Source organism: Bacteroides sp. 3_1_13 (assembly GCF_001185845.1).
In the GTDB taxonomy this organism is placed as follows: Bacteria; Bacteroidota; Bacteroidia; order Bacteroidales; family Bacteroidaceae; genus Bacteroides; species Bacteroides xylanisolvens.
Map to the genome: position 1 here is coordinate 2,507,430 of NZ_KQ236955.1, position 18,359 is coordinate 2,525,788.

An 18,359-nucleotide genomic window follows, 5' to 3' on the forward strand; every position below is an offset into this window, starting at 1 on the left:
TATGAAATGCATAAGTGCTTTTTTAAGTCTGTGTCTGATAGCTGCTTTTGTAGTGGCGCAGCCGAACTATGACTTTTCGAAACTGAAACGCGAACATTTGGGACGCGGTGTAATTGCCATCAGAGAGAATCCATCTACTGTTGCCGTGTCTTGGCGTTATCTGTCCTCCGACCCGATGGACGAATCTTTTGATGTTTATAGAAACGGTGAAAAGGTAAACAAATATCCGATAAGAAATGCGACTTTCTTTCAGGATATATATAAAGGTACGGAATCCGTACTTTATACCGTCAAAGCTATCCAATCAAAAACGGAAAGCTGTTATCAATTGCCGTCCGATGCTCCGGCAGGTTATCTGAATATCCCGCTGAATCGTCCTGAAAACGGTACGACTCCGGCAGGGCAAAGTTATTTCTATGCTCCTAATGATGCCAGTATCGGCGATGTAGACGGTGACGGGGAATATGAGATTATCTTGAAATGGGATCCGTCGAACGCACACGATAATTCGCATGACGGTTACACCGGAGAGGTATATTTCGATTGTTATAAATTAAACGGGCAACATTTATGGCGCATTAATCTGGGACGTAATATACGTGCCGGTGCACACTACACCCAGTTTATGGTGTTTGACTTCGATGGTGACGGTAAAGCGGAAGTAGTAATGAAAACCGCCGACGGAACAGTGGACGGAAAAGGAAAAGTGATTGGAGATGCGCAAGCTGACTATCGGAATGAACAGGGACGTATTTTGACCGGACCGGAATATCTGACTGTCTTCAACGGACTGACAGGAGAAGCGATGCAAACAATTGATTACGTACCAGAAAGAGGAAACCTGATGGACTGGGGAGACAATCGTGGTAATCGTAGTGACCGCTTTTTGGCTTGCGTTGCCTATCTCGACGGCATCCATCCTAGTGTTGTGATGTGTCGTGGGTATTATACCCGTACAGTATTGGCAGCATACGACTGGAATGGAAAGGAACTGAAAGAACGCTGGATTTTCGACAGTAACCATCCCGGTTGTGAAGACTATGCCGGACAAGGTAATCATAACCTTCGGGTAGGTGACGTAGACGGTGACGGATGCGATGAGATTATCTACGGTTCGTGTGCCATCGACCATAACGGCAAAGGATTGTACACAACGAAGATGGGACATGGAGACGCGATTCATCTGACTCATTTCGATCCTTCCCGCAAAGGGTTGCAAGTATGGGACTGTCACGAAAACAAGCGTGACGGAAGTACGTACAGAGATGCGGCAACCGGAGAAATTCTTTTCCAGATAAAAGATAGTACAGATGTCGGGCGTTGCATGGCGGCTGATATTGACCCGACCCAACCGGGCGTTGAAATGTGGTCTCTTGCTTCCGGAGGAATAAGAAATATAAAAGGAGAAGTGGTGAAAGCCCGTGTCAGAGGATTGTCATGTAATATGGCTGTCTGGTGGGACGGTGATTTACTGCGCGAACTATTGGATAGAAATATAGTCAGCAAATATAATTGGAAGAAAGGAGTCTGTGAGCGTATAGCCATTTTCGAAGGAGCTCTTTCCAACAACGGAACGAAGGCAACACCTTGCCTGCAAGGGGATATTGTAGGCGACTGGCGGGAAGAAGTACTGTTGCGCACAGCCGATAATACCGCTTTGCGGCTTTATGTCTCTACCATTCCCACTGATTACCGCTTCCACACCTTTTTGGAGGATCCTGTTTATCGCATCAGTATCGCTACCCAGAACGTAGCTTACAACCAGCCGACACAACCGGGATTCTACTTTGGACCGGATTTGCAGGGAACCCTATTCAGAGGATGTAAAATACCTAAAAAATAAAATATGAATATTCGTATCATAGCCATTGCTTTGTTGCTGATAGCTTTGCCTGTCAGCGCACAGAAAAAGAAAACTGTAGTGAATGACTCAAACACCCCTTTGCATTTATTGCAACCTGCTTATCAGGGCACGTATGGTGATTTGACACCGGAACAGGTAAAGAAAGAGGTAGACCGTGTATTTGCTTATATAGATAAGGAGACTCCCGCCCGTGTGGTAGACAAGAATACGGGTAAAGTGATTACCGACTATACAACGATGGGAGAGGAGGCACAACTGGAGCGTGGAGCTTTCCGTTTGGCAAGCTATGAATGGGGAGTGACCTACTCTGCCTTGATAGCGGCATCCGAAGCTACGGGCGACATACGCTATATGGATTATGTACAGAATCGTTTCCGGTTTCTGGCCGAAGTAGCACCGCATTTCAAGCGTGTTTATAAAGAAAAGGGTACAACGGACCCGCAGTTGCTTCAAATCCTCACTCCGCACGCATTGGATGACGCAGGAGCTGTATGCGCGGCGATGGTGAAAGTTCGTTTGAAAGATCCCTCGCTTCCTGTGGATGAACTGATATGTAATTATTTTGATTTCATCATTAATAAAGAGTATCGTCTGGCAGATGGAACTTTTGCACGCAACCGTCCGCAGCATAACACTCTTTGGCTGGATGATATGTTTATGGGTATTCCGGCAGTAGCACAAATGAGTTATTATGACAAGGAGCAGAAAGATAAATATCTGGCAGAAGCAGTGAGACAATTCCTACAATTTGCCGACCGCATGTTTATCCCCGAAAAAGGACTGTATCGTCACGGATGGGTGGAAAGCAGTAGCGATCATCCTGCTTTTTGTTGGGCGCGCGCCAACGGTTGGGCTATGTTGACGGCTTGCGAACTGCTCGACGTTCTACCGGAAGACTATCCTCAACGTGCGAAAGTGATGGATTATTTCCGGGCTCATGTACGTGGAGTGACAGCCTTACAAAGTGGAGAAGGACTTTGGCACCAACTGCTCGACCGGAATGATTCTTACCTGGAAACTTCCGCTACTGCAATATATGTATACTGTCTGGCACACGCCATCAATAAAGGATGGATTGACGCCATTGCTTACGGACCGGTTGCTCATCTGGGATGGCATGCCGTAGCCGGCAAGATAAATGCGGAGGGGCAAGTGGAAGGCACCTGTGTCGGTACGGGAATGGCTTTCGACCCTGCTTTTTACTATTACCGTCCGGTCAATGTATATGCGGCTCATGGTTACGGACCGGTTCTTTGGGCAGGTGCGGAAATGATTCGCTTGTTGAAAAATCAATATCCGAAGATGAATGACAGTGCCGTTCAATACTACCAGGTGAAACAAAAGACGACAGCACCTATTTTTGCTATCGACACAGAAGAAAAGAAAGATTAACTTTAAATAGATTGAAACCATGAAACGAGAAGCATTTAAAATGTATTTGAAACCCGGATGTGAAGCCGAATATGAAAAAAGACATGCTGCCATCTGGCCCGAACTGAAAGCACTGCTTTCACAGAATGGAGTGTCGGACTATTCGATTTATTGGGATAAAGAAACAAATATCCTGTTTGCTTTCCAAAAAACGGAAGGGGGAGCAGGTTCGCAGGATTTAGGCAATACGGAAATCGTACAGAAATGGTGGGACTATATGGCGGATATCATGGAAGTGAATCCGGATAACTCACCGGTATCCATTCCTTTGCCGGAAGTATTCCACATGGATTGAGTTTTCAGTAATTCTATCAGTCTGTAATTTTTTAGACGCGGATTACACGGATGACACAGATTTAAGAATAAAAAAACCGCGTCATCCGTGTAATCCGCGTCTAAAAAATGGTAATAATTGTCCTTTAGCATATTCACTTCCTACTATTTAATGGAGTGTTTCTTTTATTATCTCAACTATCTTGATTATTTTTGTCCAACATTTATTATTAATCTTGGAATCTTTATGACGCAAAGACACCTTTTAGTCTTCACTTTCCTTGTTAGCTTTGTACTGAATGCCTATAGTGCAATAGAGCTTCGTTCTACACAAATGAGAACTAGTGATGGTCTTCCCAACAACTCTATCCGATACATCTATCAGGATAGCAAAGGCTTTTTGTGGCTGGCTACCTTGAACGGATTAAGTCGTTATGATGGCAACTCTTTCCTGACCTTTCGTCCGGAAGCCGGAGATAAAGTGTCTTTGGCCGACAACCGGATTTACGATCTCACAGAAGATAAAGATGGCTTTTTATGGATTTCCACTACACCTGAACTATATAGCTGCTATGATTTGCAACGTGCCCGTTTTGTTGATTATACGGGTTGCGGCGAGTTAAGGCAGAATTACTCTACTGTATTTGTTACAGCCAACGGAGACGTATGGTTATCACATCAAGGCAATGGTTGCCGACGTATGGTGCATCAGAAAAACGGTGAAATGACATCCACCGTATTCAGGACAGAACGTGGAAACCTGCCGGACAACCGGGTGAAATTCGTGAATGAAGATGCCAGTGGACGTATCTGGATCGGCACTCAATGCGGATTAGTTTCTGTCTCCAACGGACAATATCGGATAGAAGACCGGTTGATTCATTTCACTTCTTCTCTGGCTTATAAGGATGACATGTATTTCCTTACGGCAGATGGAGATATTTATTATTACCATTCGGCTACGCAGAAGATGCAGAAGCTGGCTGCCCTTTCAACCGTTGCAGGGCAGACGTCGCCTACCGGAAATTTCTTGTTGAAAGATAAATGGATGATTCTGACTACGACCGGAGTATATACTTATGATTTTACGACCGGAGAAGTAGCCGCTGATCCTCGTCTGAATATTAAAAAGGGCGAACTGATTCGCGACAACCACGGAGACTATTGGATATATAATCATACAGGACGCCTCACCTACGTGGTTGCCGCAACCGGTGAAAGTAAAGATTTCCAGTTGATCCCTCAAGACAAGATCAGTTACATCGACTTCGAACGTTATCATATCGTACATGATTCCCGCGGAATCATCTGGATTTCGACCTATGGGAATGGGCTTTTTGCTTATAACACAGCCGAAGATAAACTGGAACATTTCGTTGCCAACATCAACGATCAAAGTCATATCAGTTCGGATTTCCTGCAATATGTCATGGAAGATCGTGCTGGTGGCATCTGGGTAGCTTCGGAATATTCGGGTTTATCCCGCATTTCAGTGTTGAATGAAGGAACTTCTCGCATCTATCCCGAGTCCCGTGAACTGTTCGACCGTTCGAATACCATCCGTATGTTGACCAAGATGTCTAATGGCGATATTTGGGTAGGTACGCGTAAAGGCGGACTTTATACTTTTGACGCGAATCTTCAGTCGAAAATGACGAATCAATATTTCCATTCCAATATTTATGCAATCGCTGAAGATCGCCAGGGACGGATGTGGACTGGAACCCGTGGTAATGGATTGAAGGTGGGAGATACCTGGTATTATAATACCCCGTCCGACCCGACTTCATTGTCGGATAATAACGTTTTTGCTATTTATCGCGATCGTAAAGACCGTATGTGGGTGGGTACATTCGGCGGGGGGCTCGAATTGGCTGAACCTACTTCTGACGGGAAATATAAATTTCGGCATTTCTTCCAGCAAACGTTCGGAATGAGGATGGTGCGTGTGATAGAAGAAGATGAAAACGGAATGGTCTGGGTAGGAACCAGTGAGGGGATTTGTATCTTTCATCCGGACTCACTGATTGCGGATGGTGATAATTATCATCTCTTCAGTTATACAAACGGAAAATTCTGCAGTAATGAAATCAAATGTATCTATCGTGATACGAAAGGACGTATGTGGATTGGTACTTCCGGTTCGGGACTGAACCTCTGTACGCCGCAGGACGGCTATCATTCATTGAAATATGAGCATTACGGAACTTCCGAAGGGTTGGTCAATGATGTGATCCAGTCTGTTTTGGGAGATAGAAAAGGAAACCTTTGGGTAGCGACTGAATATGGAATTTCCAAGTTCACCCCGTCCACCCGTTCTTTTGAGAACTATTTCTTTTCTTCCTATACTTTAGGAAATGTGTATAGTGAGAATAGTGCCTGTATGCGTGAAGATGGGAAATTGCTTTTTGGTACAAACTATGGATTAATTGTGATCGACCCTGAAAAGATACAAGATAGTGAAACGTTTTCTCCGGTTGTTTTCACTGATTTGTACGTCAATGGGACCCAGATGAATCCGCAGATGGAGGATTCTCCTTTAAAACAGTCTCTTGCTTATTCGGATGAAATTACGCTGAAATATTTTCAAAACTCATTCCTGATAGATTTCTCCACTTTCGACTATTCGGATAGCGGACATACGAAATATATGTATTGGTTGGAAAACTACGACCAGGGATGGAGTGCTCCTTCTCCACTGAATTTCGCCTCCTTTAAGTATCTGAATCCGGGAACCTACATACTTCATGTCAAGTCCAGCAATGGATCGGGTATATGGAACGACAGTGAGACTACACTGAAGATTGTAATCGTCCCGCCGTTTTGGAAGACTACCTGGGCAATGTTGTGCTATGTTCTGTTATTGATGGTAGCCTTGTATTTTGCCTTCCGCATCGTCCGGAACTTTAATGGTTTGCGTAACCGTATTAACGTAGAGAAGCAACTGACTGAATATAAGCTGGTCTTCTTCACCAATATTTCTCATGAATTCCGTACTCCGCTTACCTTAATCCAGGGAGCTTTGGAGAAAATCCAGCGTGTCACAGATATTCCGCGCGAATTGATATATCCTCTGAAAACAATGGATAAGAGTACGCAACGTATGTTGAGGCTCATCAACCAGTTATTGGAATTCAGAAAGATGCAGAATAATAAACTGGCGCTTTCTTTAGAGGAAACAGATGTCATCTCTTTCCTTTATGAAATATTTTTGAGTTTCGGCGACGTGGCGGAACAGAAGAATATGAACTTCCGTTTCTTGCCTTCGGTGCCATCTTATAAGATGTTTATTGATAAAGGAAATTTGGATAAGGTGACTTATAACCTGCTTTCAAATGCATTTAAATATACCCCTTCCAACGGAACGATTATTCTTTCGGTGAATGTGGACGAAGGGAAGCAAACATTGCAGATTCAGGTTTCGGATACGGGAGTAGGGATTCCTAAAGAGAAACAGAATGAATTGTTCAAGCGGTTTATGCAGAGTAATTTCTCCGGTGACAGTATTGGGGTCGGTCTGCATTTGAGCCACGAACTGGTGCAGGTGCATAAAGGTACGATTGAGTATAAAGACAATGAAGGTGGCGGTTCTGTATTTACCGTATGTATTCCGACAGATAAGACGGTGTATTCGGAGAAAGACTTCCTTGTTCCGGGCAACGTATTGCTGAAAGAGGCGGACGGTCATGCACATCATTTGTTACAGCTTTCGGAAGAGCTTCCTGACCCGGAAAAGATGGCTGCTCCTTTGAATAAACGGAAAGTGCTGATTATTGAAGATGATAATGATATTCGTGAGTTTCTACGGGAAGAAATCGGCGCATACTTTGAAGTGGAAGTGGCTGCCGACGGCACGTCCGGATTTGAAAAGGCCTGTACGTATGATGCTGATTTGATTATCTGTGATGTTCTGATGCCGGGAATGACCGGATTTGAAGTGACCAAGAAACTAAAAACAGATTTTGATACGAGTCATATTCCCATTATCCTTCTGACCGCGTTGAACTCACCGGAAAAGCATCTGGAAGGAATTGAGGCAGGTGCGGATGCATACATCGCCAAACCATTCAGCGTTAAACTGCTGTTGGCACGTGTATTCCGTTTGATCGAACAGCGTGATAAATTGCGTGAGAAGTTCTCCAACGAACCGGGTATTGTGCGACCGGCTATGTGTACTACCGAACGGGATAAAGAATTTGCAGACCGCTTGGCTGCCATTCTCGAACAGAATCTTGCCCGCCCGGAATTTTCTATTGATGAGTTTGCGCAGCTTATGAAGTTGGGACGAACCGTTTTTTATCGGAAATTACGCGGCGTAACAGGATATTCGCCTAATGAATATTTGCGTGTGGTGCGAATGAAGAAAGCGGCGGAGTTGTTGCTGTCAGAAGATAATCTAACGGTTGCGGAAGTCTCTTACAAGGTAGGCATCAGTGATCCTTTTTATTTCAGCAAATGCTTTAAAGCACAGTTTGGGGTGGCACCATCGGTTTATCAGCGTGGTGTGAATAATGAAGGAATAAATGAAAAAAATGAGTGATAAGGATTCAAAAAGGAACGGTATGAAAAGAAGAGATTTTGTTTGCTTGGTATCATAATATATTCTAAAATTACTGCTTGTCTTGTAATTCACGCAATACATCATTTATAATATAAGTATCACTCATTAGATGCAGTCCGTAACGGGAGTCATGTAACATGGCACATACATTCGTTTCATAAAACAGATTTAATGCTCTTTCCGGGCTTATCTCCAATCGGGCTGATAATAATAGGACGATGCGACTGATTTTTCTCCAAAGTACTTGTTCTCTCATTTGTTACCTCCTTTTCTGTCCATAGTATCCAGTGGAAAACTATTATCAAAATGTAGATATGTATCAATGAGTTGCTGATTGAGCAAACATATCTGATGATTAGGTTGTGCATATACCAATTGCCCGAGGGCTTGCTCTATGGTGATAATGTCGTTAAGGTAATCTTCTATGGTGTCAATAACCCGATCGTTTGCTACGCCTCCTTCTATAATATCATAATCTTTCCAAGGCTGTTTTCCATTCCTACTAGCGACAATAAAATTCAACCAATGCTGATCGTAAGCATCAAAACGAAGTAGCTTGAATACAGCTTTTATAGCTGCATCCATATCAAATTCGTATACATTAATCCATGCAGTAGTACTTGCCCGTAATAGTTGTACGCGGGCAGCCCACTGTTCTGCTTGTGAGCGTAGTGAGGTTAGATAAAAACCTCTACCGAAATCTAAATCGGCACGTCCCACTTTGGCTAAGGGATGCTCTATAGAAAGGGTGGAGCCATGATAAAGTGTTATTTTCATCCCTTCTCGCCCTCCTGTGCCTCCCAGTTCTTCAAAGCCTCGACCACATCCTCGCCTACATGTTTTAGACTTTGTGTGTGCATCACTTCGTAATTGTCCAGTAGAAGACGTTTGATTAGATTCATTTTCTCTAAACGTCGGCGCATTTCCATAGGAGAAATTCCCATTTCGCGTGCTCCAGCTTCTATTGCCATGACTGCAAAGTGAATCTTTTCACTTTCTAGGATATCCGGTTGTTTACACATAAGCGTTAAAATTCAGTTTATGAACAAAGATACTTGATGGCAGGCAAATAAACAACATTGCCGGAACTTTTTTATTTGATTGTTTCGAGAAACTCAACTTCGATGATTCTCAACTGGTGTTTGCTACTGCTTTTTTCCAATTCCATTGTATTGGCCGCTATAGCCTCTACTTCGATAATCTGTCCGAAAGCATCTTTGTCACTGGTGTTTCCTTTCAAGCGGATGGTTATCGTATTAGCACGTACGGGCTTTTCTACATTGAGATGAATATATCCCAGGCTTTTATCCGTGTTTCCGCTCCAAATCAAGGTGTTGCCGGCATATACTTCCAGCGGGTAACTTCGTGAACGCCATCCTTGCAGTTTGATGCATATATCGTCTATTTCGGCATCTCTTTCCAATGTATAGGTAATCCATGCAGTGCTTAGTTTACCGTCATTCTTCCATTCGGTCAGTTCGATATCATCGTAGCTTTTTTCAGCATCATTATTGTTGGAACCGGCTTTTGCCGAAACGATTCGTACACCCTTTTTGCTGTCTTTGTAAGAAGGGGTAGAAGGTGTTTCTCCTCTATCCAGTCTGCCTTTCAAAGTGGCCTGCGGAAGATAGGTACTCAAACCTCCGGTCACTTTTACAGGCACCGTTTCCAATGTGAGAGAGGCACTTAGAAGTCCTTTAGCCTGTGCTGTCAGAGTTACTTTTCCGGCAGCCGTCGTGCTGCGGATCAGTGCGCGGTTGATACCACATTCTACCGGAAGGTTTGTATCAAGAATATGATTGTTTTTACCTTGAGCGATACCTCCGCGCCATTCCGCCTGACCCTTGAGTGTGAACTGAATAGTGCGGTTGTCCAACGGACAACGTTGTCCGTCTTTATCTACCACTTCCACCTGTATCAATGTCATATCCGCACCGTCTGCATGAAAGCCTTCGGGGTTTTGGATAGCGGTAAGTTTCAGACTGGCAGGTTCACCGGCTGTATTTACAGCATAACGACTGATTTCTTTCCCTGCTTTATTGTAGCTGACAGCTTCCAGTTTGCCCGGTTTGAAGGCTACGTTGTCGAAAGTAAAGAGAAAATTGTATTGGCGTTTGCCTTTACCCAGGGAGTTACCATTCAGGAAAAGCTCCACCTCTTCTCCGGTAGATACTACCTGCACAGGTTTTACCGTATTATCCGGATAGTTCCAGTGTCCGATGATGTAGGTCTGGTCTTTTTCCGTATCTACCCATCCGTCCCACATTACCTGATGTGCGTAGAAAGCATCTTTTTCGATACGCATCGCGTCCGTCACTCCACTTCTTCGGTAGTTTTCCGCACCCCGGTAGTGGGTATTGGTGTCGGAGAAGATAATTTTAGTACCGCCGGAGCTGACTCTGTTACCCGTTCCGGGACGCTCACGCCAATAATCATACCAGCGGGCTATCATGGTGATGGCAAGTTCATCTTGGTTGCGGTTATAGTCAGTGGCCGGTTGTCCTTTATAAAGTGGTCCGTCACCTTCTTTGTGGAAAGGATAGCTATATTCATCCCAGTACTTTCTTAAACCTTCGTCGCGGCAATATTCGGTCGCCCACATCGGATGATGTTCGCTTCTGTTGATGTACAGCATTTCGCCACCGTATTCCGCTTCGCGGATATCCAACATTTCACGTGATCCGATGGCACGTCCGCCGAACGGGTCGTATTTGTCGCGGACAGCTTTCATTTCTATCATGTGTTCGCGGCTGATGGCTTTGTTGCCACATTCGTAGAACAGGATACTCGGATTATTACGGTTGTAGATAATCGCGTCTCGCATCAACTCCACCCGTTGTTCCCATTGACGTCCTTCACGGTCTTTTTCTGCATCTCCGGCAGGCATTGCCTGTATCAGACCTACACGGTCGCAGGATTCTACATCCTGTTTCCACGGAGTAGCGTGCATCCAGCGAACCAGATTCGCGTTTCCTTTCACCATCAGGTCATTAGAAAAATCGCTCAACCAGGCAGGTACGGACAGACCTACTGCCGGCCATTCGTTGCTGGTGCGCTGTGCATACCCTTTCATTTGGATAACACGGTCGTTCAACCATATCTTTCCTTCCGCGAAGCGGGTCTTGCGGAAGCCGGTGCGGGTACTGACTTCGTCGAATATCTGATTATTATCATCTTTCAAAGCGGTTTTTACCGTATACAAGTAACCATATCCCCAACTCCAGAAGTGAAGATTATGAAGGATGGCAGATGCTTTTACCGTCTTAGTCTCTCCGGCTTTCAAAGTCACTTTATCACCTTGGAAAGTTTTCATTAGTTTGCCGTCGGCATCAAGTATAGTCACCTGATAGCTGAATTGCCGGGTAGCTTTACTGTCATTTCTGACTTCCGATTCGGCATGAATCGTAGCTTTGCGTCCTTGGATGTCGAAGTCTTGGGCATAGACGTATACGCCTGTCGTTTTCAGGTTGCTATATAGGGGAAGAGTCTGATATACATTATCAGTAACGTACAAGAAGACGTTTTTAGGAATACCGCCATAGTTGGCATTGAAATTGCGGTCGTTCCACTGGAACTTAGAGTTAGTTCCTTCTTCTCTGTACATCCAGTCGTTGTCGGTGCGAACGGCAATCACGTTCTCACCCTCTTTGATATGTGGAGTCAGGTCGAACCCTACCGCCATAACACCGTTTTCGTGTCTGCCTAGATAATGTCCGTTAAGATAGAAGTCTCCGCGTTGGCGTACTCCTTCAAATTCGACGAATACTTTCTGATTACTTTTCAGTTCCGGAATCTGGAAACTCTTGCGATACCATACCACTGTATCTGTCAATTGTTCAATGGAAAGTTTGAATGCTTCATCTTCATTGAAGGCATGGGGCAAAGTTACTTGTTTCCATTTACTGTCGTCGAATTTTGTATCTTTGGCTTTAGGAAAGTCTCCTATCCGCAGCTTCCATTCGCTGTTGAAATTGTATTTTTTGCGTTCGGATGCCTGTATATTAATGGCGGACAGTATAGCCAGGAGAAATGTGAAAAGAAATAATTTGTGTTTCATGATAGTCTCTTAACTTACTTGAATTGATATCCTCTGAAAGTACCTTTCATTTTTATAAGGTCCGGTCCGAAATAGAATCCCGGTTGTGTTGGCTGGTTATAGCCTACATTTTGGGTAGCGATACTGATTCTGTATATCGGTTCTTCAAGGAAGGTGTGGAATCTGTATTCGGTCGGAATAGTCGAAACGTAGAGCCGGAGAGCAGCGTTGTTCTCGGAGCGTACGAGTACTTCTTCCCGCCAATCGCCTATAATGTCACCTTGGAGACAAGGATTCGATTTCGTTCCATTGTTGAAAAGAGTTCCTGTGAATTTGACAAGCGGAACAAACTTTTTGTTTTCCCAGTCGTATTTAATAATCATGTTTCTATCCAATAGTTCGCGTAATAGGTCTCCATCCCACCAGACAGCCATATTGGTCGGCATATTTCTCATTTTAGGGGCTATGATTTCTCCTTTTACGTTTCGAATTCCTTGTGAATCTCCTGACCACATTTCCACACCCGGATGAGTCGGGTCAATGTCGGCGGCCATACAACGTCCTACATCGGTATTGCTTTTTATCTGTAATAACACTTCTCCGGTGGCGGCATCTCTGTACGTACTTCCGTCACGTTTGTTTTCGTGGCAGTCCCATACTTGCAGACCTTTACGGGAAGGGTCAAAATGTGTCAGGTGGATGGCGTCTCCATGTCCCATTCGGGTAGAATAAAGTCCTTTGCCGTTGTGGTCGATAGCACAGGAACCGTAAATGATTTCGTCGCATCCGTCACCATCCACATCGCCTACACGCAGATTGTGGTTTCCTTGTCCGGCGTACTGCTCGCATCCGGGATGGTTGCTGTCGAATACCCATCGGTTCTTCAGTTCTTTTCCGTTCCAGTCGAAGGCCGCCAGAACGGTGCGTGTGTAGTAGCCTCGGCACATGACAACACTTGGGTGTACTCCGTCAAGATAGGCTACACAAGCCAGGAAGCGGTCGCTTCGGTTACCTTTTGCGTCTCCCCAGTCGGCAACGTTGCCGCGGGCAGGGATATAGTCGATGGTATGTAAGGCTTCACCGGTGTCTCCTGAAAAAACAGTCAGGTATTCTTTGCCTTTCAGAATACGTCCTTGCTTCATCATTTGATTCCTGCTTGGGTCAAAAGTACCGGCTTCGCGATAGTCTGCATCAGCATTTCCAATTACTTTTCCTTTTCCGTCCACTGTTCCGTCGGCAGTCCGCATCACTACTTCCGCTTTGCCGTCACCATCCAGATCGTACACCATAAATTGAGTATAATGAGCTCCTGCACGTATGTTTTTACCCAAGTTGATACGCCATAGTTGTTCTCCGTTCATTCGGTAACAATCGATGTATACTTCGCCTGTATAGCCTTCATGTGCATTGTCGTGTGAATTGCTGGGGTCCCATTTGAGAATAATTTCGTATTCGCCGTCACCGTCTACGTCACCGATGGAAGCATCATTGGGACTGTATGTGTAGGTATCACCTGCCGGAGTTACTCCGTCGGCCGGTTTTTGCAGGGGAATTTCCAGATAGCCGAGAGGCGCGTTTTCCGGGAGTGTGTATGTACCGTCAATATGATGCGTCTCCTTGCCTTTTAGAACAGGACGCACTTCGTAAACAGCCGTTTTCTGACTGTTATTCTTATCACGGAACAGGGTGCTGACTGTGATGGGAGTGTCTGTCAGTTTCTTCCCGTCTCTGTACACATTGAAACCGGTCTGTATCGGATCGGAAGAAAGATACCTCCACGAAACGATTACTTCTGAAGGGTTTTCGCGAATGGCAACTACGCCGCGGTTTAGTTTCTCCCGTTGTAACTTTGAGTAGTTATAACCAGGTTGTGCTGTCATTGTTGCAACAGGCAGCAACATGAATATGCACAATAGATAAATTGCAATTCTTCTCATATTTGTTTCATCGGTTTGGACCTTATTATATTTATTCACTCGCAAAATTACTCCTTTTTTGAATGTATGAAATGGAGAAATGTACAAAGACTATATACAATTGTGCACCCTTTCAAATTAATTATCCGTATGATATAATATTCTATCTTTTGCGTACATCCGTCCATTACCTCTTTGATGATATGCGATAATTTTGCAACATGAACTAAAAGAAGTAATTATGAAGTATCTTTTATCTATTGTACTATTGGCCTTGATTGGTTTTACAACTCCGAAAAAGACGATTCCTGCTTATGATTGGGGAAGTGTATCTGCAGAGCCGGATTTGTCGTGGGCCGATCAGGTGGGGGCGCAGAGGACTCCGGAAAACACAGAATGGGATGCCGGAAAGTTCGGGTTGCGGAATGACACTTCCGTATTTAGTACTCCTGCTATCCAGGCCGCTATTGATGCTTGTCACCAACAGGGAGGAGGCACGGTAGTTGTTGCTCCGGGGTATTATAAAATAGGTGCTTTGTTTATCAAGAGTGGTGTGAACCTGCATCTTAGTAAAGGTACTACCTTGCTTGCGAGTGATAATATTCAGGACTATCCGGAATTTCCTTCCCGCATTGCCGGTATCGAAATGACATGGCCTTCGGCTGTTATCAATATAATGGATGCGGAAAATGCCGCTCTTACGGGGGAAGGTTTTATCGATTGCCGCGGAAAAGTATTCTGGGATAAATATTGGGCGATGCGGGAAGAATATGAGAAGAAGAATCTGCGCTGGATTGTGGATTATGATTGCAAGCGGGTGAGAGGAGTACTGGTTTCCAACAGCAAGCATATCACGTTGAAAGACTTTACGTTGGTGCGTACGGGATTCTGGGCTTGTCAGATTTTGTATTCGGATCATTGTTCGGTGAGCGGACTTACTATTAATAATAATGTAGGAGGTCACGGACCAAGTACGGATGGCATTGATATTGATTCATCCACCAATATTCTGGTAGAAAACTGTGATGTGGATTGCAACGATGATAATATTTGTATTAAGGCAGGGCGTGACGCGGATGGACTGCGTGTGAATCGTCCGACGGAGAATGTGGTGGTTCGTAATTGTATCGCCCGTAAAGGTGCGGGCTTACTGACTTGCGGAAGTGAGACTTCCGGTTCTATCCGCAATGTACTGGCTCATGATTTGATAGCGTATGGCACAGGAACGACATTGCGTCTGAAATCATCCATGAACCGTGGCGGAACGGTCGAGAATATCTATATGACGCGTGTTGAGGCTGATAGTGTGACTCATATCCTGTCTGTCGATTTGAACTGGAATCCGAAATATAGTTATTCTGCCTTGCCGAAAGAATATGAAGGAAAAGATGTTCCTGAACACTGGACTACTATGTTGACTCCGGTAGAGCCGAAGGAAAAGGGGTATCCTCATTTTCGTAATGTGTATTTCTCTCACGTAAAAGCAGATGGAGCAAAACGTTTTATTTCCGCTTCGGGATGGAGCGCAAGTCATCGCATCGAGAATTTTTATCTGTCTAACATTAATGCGGAGGTGGAATCTGTCGGAAAGATAACTTATGGAAAGAATTTCCAGTTACAGGATATTCATTTGACGGTAAAAGATAAAAGCCGATTGCGGCAAACGGATAATATAGATAGTAAGATTGAGATTAATTACAAATAATTCTCCTTACAGGCAGGAAGCTCTTGACAAAGCCTTTTTTATGTTGTATATTTGTAGGTGTGAATATCAATGGATAAAAGGTTTGATTAAAAAGAATGAAAAAGAAACTAGTACAATATGATGACAATATATCAGGAAGTCCTTACAGTAGTTAAGCTGTGAGAGTTTCTGTATGAGCCAAAGGCTGCGAATCTTTATGGGATTTGCAGCCTTTTTTGTTGCGAAAAATCACGGTTATATCCTTAATTCGGAGATTCATCGTTTATAATAAACTTGGATACCGTTTATAATAAACTCTTCAATAGTTTATTAAGAACGTTGACGAAGATTATGAAAGAAGAGTCATCTTTTTTCTTTTTTTGTTCAAGATAAATTATGTTTTATCTTGGATATGTTATGAAAAGTAAATGATATAGACGTTATTGTCACAAAATTCTATTCTTTGCGTACGATATTACAGCTCTTATGGTATAAAAAACAGTAGCTTTGCTGCTACATAATACTTGATATACCATGAAACGCATTAGCCTTCTTCTTTTTTTTATAAGATGTTTCCTCTTTTCTCTTTCGGCTACGAATTATTTTGTGGCTACTAATGGAAGCGATTCAAACAGTGGGACGATTGATAAGCCTTTTGCCACGTTGGGCAAAGCACAATCAAAAGTGATGGCAGGAGATACTGTATATATCCGGCAAGGTACATATCGAGTGACGGAAGCGGAGATAATGGAACATTATACTGCGGGAAGTACTACTTGGAGCCGGGTATTTAAAATGTCAAAGAGTGGAACTGGACCGGACAAACGAATTTGTTACTCCGGTTATAAAAATGAGCGTCCGGTTTTTGACCTTTCGGCGGTAAAGCCGGAAAATGAACGTGTTATTGTGTTTTATGTAAGTGGCTCTTATTTGCATTTCAGAAATATAGAGGTGGTGGGAACACAAGTAACTATTGTGGGACATACCCAGTCCGAATGTTTTCGCAATGAAGGTGGAAGTGATAATATCTACGAACATCTGTCGATGCATGACGGTATGGCGATCGGCTTCTATATAGTGACGGGTAAGAACAATCTGGTGCTGAATTGCGATGCCTATAATAATTATGATCCTGTATCCGACGGCGGTAAAGGTGGAAATGTAGATGGATTCGGTGGACATCTCACTTCTCCCCAATATACGGGCAATGTATTCCGGGGGTGTCGTGCGTGGTATAACAGTGATGATGGTTTTGATTTGATTAACTGCCAGGCGGTTTTTACCATTGATAACTGTTGGTCTTTCTTGAATGGATATACGAAAGAGGGAGTAAAGGCGGGTGACGGCACTGGGTTTAAGTCCGGGGGATATGGGATGAGTGATAGTCCTAAAGCACCAAGTGTGATTCCTATGCACATTGTTCAGTACTGCCTTGCTTATATGAATAAGAATAAGGGGTTTTATGCCAATCATCATTTAGGAGGGATAGCGTGGTATAATAATACGGGTTATCAGAACCCGTCCAATTTCTGTATGTTGAACAGGAAGACTGCATCGGAAGCGGTTGACGTGCCGGGATATGGTCATATTATAATGAATAACTTGTCACATACACCGAGGTCTTCGGGAAAACATATCATAGACGTTAATCAAGCGGAATGTGAAATAGCAAACAACTCTTTTCTTCCGGTAGACATGGCTGTGACGGATGATGATTTTGTTACTTTGGATGCTTCCCAGCTTACCTTGCCTCGTAAGTCAGACGGAAGTCTTCCTTATGTAGAATTTTTGCGGCTGAAGACGAATAGTAAATTATATAATGCCGGAATGGGTTGTTTCCTTACCGGGGGCGGTGAAGATACTAGCTATGGTTGGCTGGAAGATGCGGCAATACTTGTTGAGGGAAATGTGGCAAAGATAGTAGGTCATGGCGCAGAAGCATTTGTGTACTTCTATATTAATGGTAAGGCAGTCTCTTTCTCTGATAGACAAGTGGATTTATCGGCCTATAAGGGAGAAATTGATTTGAAAGCGACAACAGATAATGGTGGCGTAACTAAATTGAAAGTGATAAGGTAACGCAGAAATGTAGAATTATGAAACCGATTCATAAAATAAAGAGAATATGAATAGAAAAACGATCATAAACAGACCATTGGATGTATTTAGGAAAGCAATGCTTTTCCTGTTGCTTTGTGTGCTTATCGCATCATGTAGCAAGGAAGATGTTATTACGGAAGAAACGGGTATAACCGGAACTCCTCATTTCACCTGGGATATTGCGGTCGAACTTGAACAGCCCAATAATTGGTGCATGACTTTGGCTACAGAAAAAGTAGCAATAACTAATCTAACAGAAGGAAAACAATATATACTCACTTGGAAAGGAGGACTTTCAACTGGGCGGAAAACAGGCGGGGTATTAAAAACGGTTATACGCGGGGAACAAACAAAGAATACGGATTTGGATCTGCTGGAAATAAAAGAATCAGGAAATAGTACTTATGAAATCTTTCTTCGTGGTGGCGGACGTAAAGGAGAGATTGTGTTTACAAAATAATAGTCTACCGGATTGTTCATCCCGGAATAAATGA

The 18,359-nt window shown here is 43.8% G+C and carries 12 protein-coding genes; 7 read left to right on the plus strand and 5 right to left on the minus strand.

What is annotated here, in order from left to right; all coding sequences use genetic code 11:
* Position 1 precedes the first annotated feature (1 nt).
* The 4 genes from HMPREF9009_RS08885 (at position 2) to HMPREF9009_RS08900 (ending at position 8,108) form a co-directional block, all read left to right on the plus strand.
* Complete coding sequence (locus HMPREF9009_RS08885) at positions 2–1,843, plus strand: rhamnogalacturonan lyase (protein ID WP_049701947.1); 1,842 nt, start codon at positions 2–4, stop codon at positions 1,841–1,843.
* Between the two features lie 3 nt (positions 1,844–1,846).
* On the plus strand, positions 1,847–3,256 hold the full coding sequence (locus tag HMPREF9009_RS08890) for a glycoside hydrolase family 88/105 protein (RefSeq protein ID WP_049701948.1): 1,410 nt from the start codon (positions 1,847–1,849) through the stop codon (positions 3,254–3,256).
* Between the two features lie 19 nt (positions 3,257–3,275).
* Positions 3,276–3,590: an L-rhamnose mutarotase gene (gene rhaM / locus HMPREF9009_RS08895; protein ID WP_004308498.1), complete on the plus strand. Its 315-nt coding sequence runs from the start codon at positions 3,276–3,278 to the stop codon at positions 3,588–3,590.
* A 225-nt stretch (positions 3,591–3,815) separates the two neighbouring features.
* Positions 3,816–8,108 carry a hybrid sensor histidine kinase/response regulator transcription factor gene (locus tag HMPREF9009_RS08900; RefSeq protein ID WP_049702324.1) on the plus strand — a complete coding sequence of 1,431 codons (4,293 nt, stop codon included), beginning with the start codon at positions 3,816–3,818 and terminating at the stop codon, positions 8,106–8,108.
* A 70-nt stretch (positions 8,109–8,178) separates the two neighbouring features.
* On the opposite strand, the gene HMPREF9009_RS08905 is transcribed toward HMPREF9009_RS08900, so the two are convergent.
* From HMPREF9009_RS08905 to HMPREF9009_RS08925, 5 genes are all read right to left on the minus strand, one after another.
* Entirely contained in the window at positions 8,179–8,385 is a 207-nt protein-coding gene (locus HMPREF9009_RS08905) for a DUF3791 domain-containing protein (protein ID WP_004308500.1), read from the minus strand.
* Positions 8,382–8,906, minus strand: coding sequence for a DUF3990 domain-containing protein (locus HMPREF9009_RS08910; RefSeq protein WP_049701949.1), 525 nt, complete (start codon positions 8,904–8,906; stop codon positions 8,382–8,384). Before HMPREF9009_RS08910 ends, HMPREF9009_RS08905 begins: the two co-directional genes overlap by 4 nt.
* Positions 8,903–9,151: a DUF3791 domain-containing protein gene (locus HMPREF9009_RS08915; RefSeq protein WP_004308502.1), complete on the minus strand. Its 249-nt coding sequence runs from the start codon at positions 9,149–9,151 to the stop codon at positions 8,903–8,905. Before HMPREF9009_RS08915 ends, HMPREF9009_RS08910 begins: the two co-directional genes overlap by 4 nt.
* Positions 9,152–9,222: 71 nt before the next feature.
* Positions 9,223–12,186: a glycoside hydrolase family 2 protein gene (locus HMPREF9009_RS08920; RefSeq protein ID WP_004308503.1), complete on the minus strand. Its 2,964-nt coding sequence runs from the start codon at positions 12,184–12,186 to the stop codon at positions 9,223–9,225.
* A gap of 14 nt (positions 12,187–12,200) precedes the next feature.
* Positions 12,201–14,102, minus strand: a complete 1,902-nt coding sequence (locus HMPREF9009_RS08925; protein WP_049701950.1) for a rhamnogalacturonan lyase — start codon at positions 14,100–14,102, stop codon at positions 12,201–12,203.
* 220 nt (positions 14,103–14,322) lie between these two features.
* On the opposite strand from HMPREF9009_RS08925, the gene HMPREF9009_RS08930 reads away from it, so the two are divergent.
* The 3 genes from HMPREF9009_RS08930 (at position 14,323) to HMPREF9009_RS08940 (ending at position 18,325) form a co-directional block, all read left to right on the plus strand.
* Positions 14,323–15,786 carry a glycoside hydrolase family 28 protein gene (locus tag HMPREF9009_RS08930; RefSeq protein ID WP_049701951.1) on the plus strand — a complete coding sequence of 488 codons (1,464 nt, stop codon included), beginning with the start codon at positions 14,323–14,325 and terminating at the stop codon, positions 15,784–15,786.
* Positions 15,787–16,299: 513 nt separating this feature from the next.
* Positions 16,300–17,844 (plus strand): right-handed parallel beta-helix repeat-containing protein, encoded by a 1,545-nt coding sequence (locus HMPREF9009_RS08935; RefSeq protein WP_049701952.1) that lies wholly within the window; start codon positions 16,300–16,302, stop codon positions 17,842–17,844.
* Positions 17,845–17,890: 46 nt separating this feature from the next.
* Positions 17,891–18,325: a hypothetical protein gene (locus HMPREF9009_RS08940; protein WP_049701953.1), complete on the plus strand. Its 435-nt coding sequence runs from the start codon at positions 17,891–17,893 to the stop codon at positions 18,323–18,325.
* The last annotated feature ends 34 nt before the right edge of the window (positions 18,326–18,359 follow it).

Coding starts and splice junctions, on each gene's coding strand:
- HMPREF9009_RS08885 (WP_049701947.1), top strand. CDS start 2: ATGAAATGCATAAGTGCTTTTTTAAGTCTGTGTCTGATAGCTGCTTTT.
- HMPREF9009_RS08890 (WP_049701948.1), top strand. CDS start 1,847: ATGAATATTCGTATCATAGCCATTGCTTTGTTGCTGATAGCTTTGCCT.
- rhaM (WP_004308498.1), top strand. CDS start 3,276: ATGAAACGAGAAGCATTTAAAATGTATTTGAAACCCGGATGTGAAGCC.
- HMPREF9009_RS08900 (WP_049702324.1), top strand. CDS start 3,816: ATGACGCAAAGACACCTTTTAGTCTTCACTTTCCTTGTTAGCTTTGTA.
- HMPREF9009_RS08905 (WP_004308500.1), bottom strand. CDS start 8,385: ATGAGAGAACAAGTACTTTGGAGAAAAATCAGTCGCATCGTCCTATTA.
- HMPREF9009_RS08910 (WP_049701949.1), bottom strand. CDS start 8,906: ATGAAAATAACACTTTATCATGGCTCCACCCTTTCTATAGAGCATCCC.
- HMPREF9009_RS08915 (WP_004308502.1), bottom strand. CDS start 9,151: ATGTGTAAACAACCGGATATCCTAGAAAGTGAAAAGATTCACTTTGCA.
- HMPREF9009_RS08920 (WP_004308503.1), bottom strand. CDS start 12,186: ATGAAACACAAATTATTTCTTTTCACATTTCTCCTGGCTATACTGTCC.
- HMPREF9009_RS08925 (WP_049701950.1), bottom strand. CDS start 14,102: ATGAGAAGAATTGCAATTTATCTATTGTGCATATTCATGTTGCTGCCT.
- HMPREF9009_RS08930 (WP_049701951.1), top strand. CDS start 14,323: ATGAAGTATCTTTTATCTATTGTACTATTGGCCTTGATTGGTTTTACA.
- HMPREF9009_RS08935 (WP_049701952.1), top strand. CDS start 16,300: ATGAAACGCATTAGCCTTCTTCTTTTTTTTATAAGATGTTTCCTCTTT.
- HMPREF9009_RS08940 (WP_049701953.1), top strand. CDS start 17,891: ATGAATAGAAAAACGATCATAAACAGACCATTGGATGTATTTAGGAAA.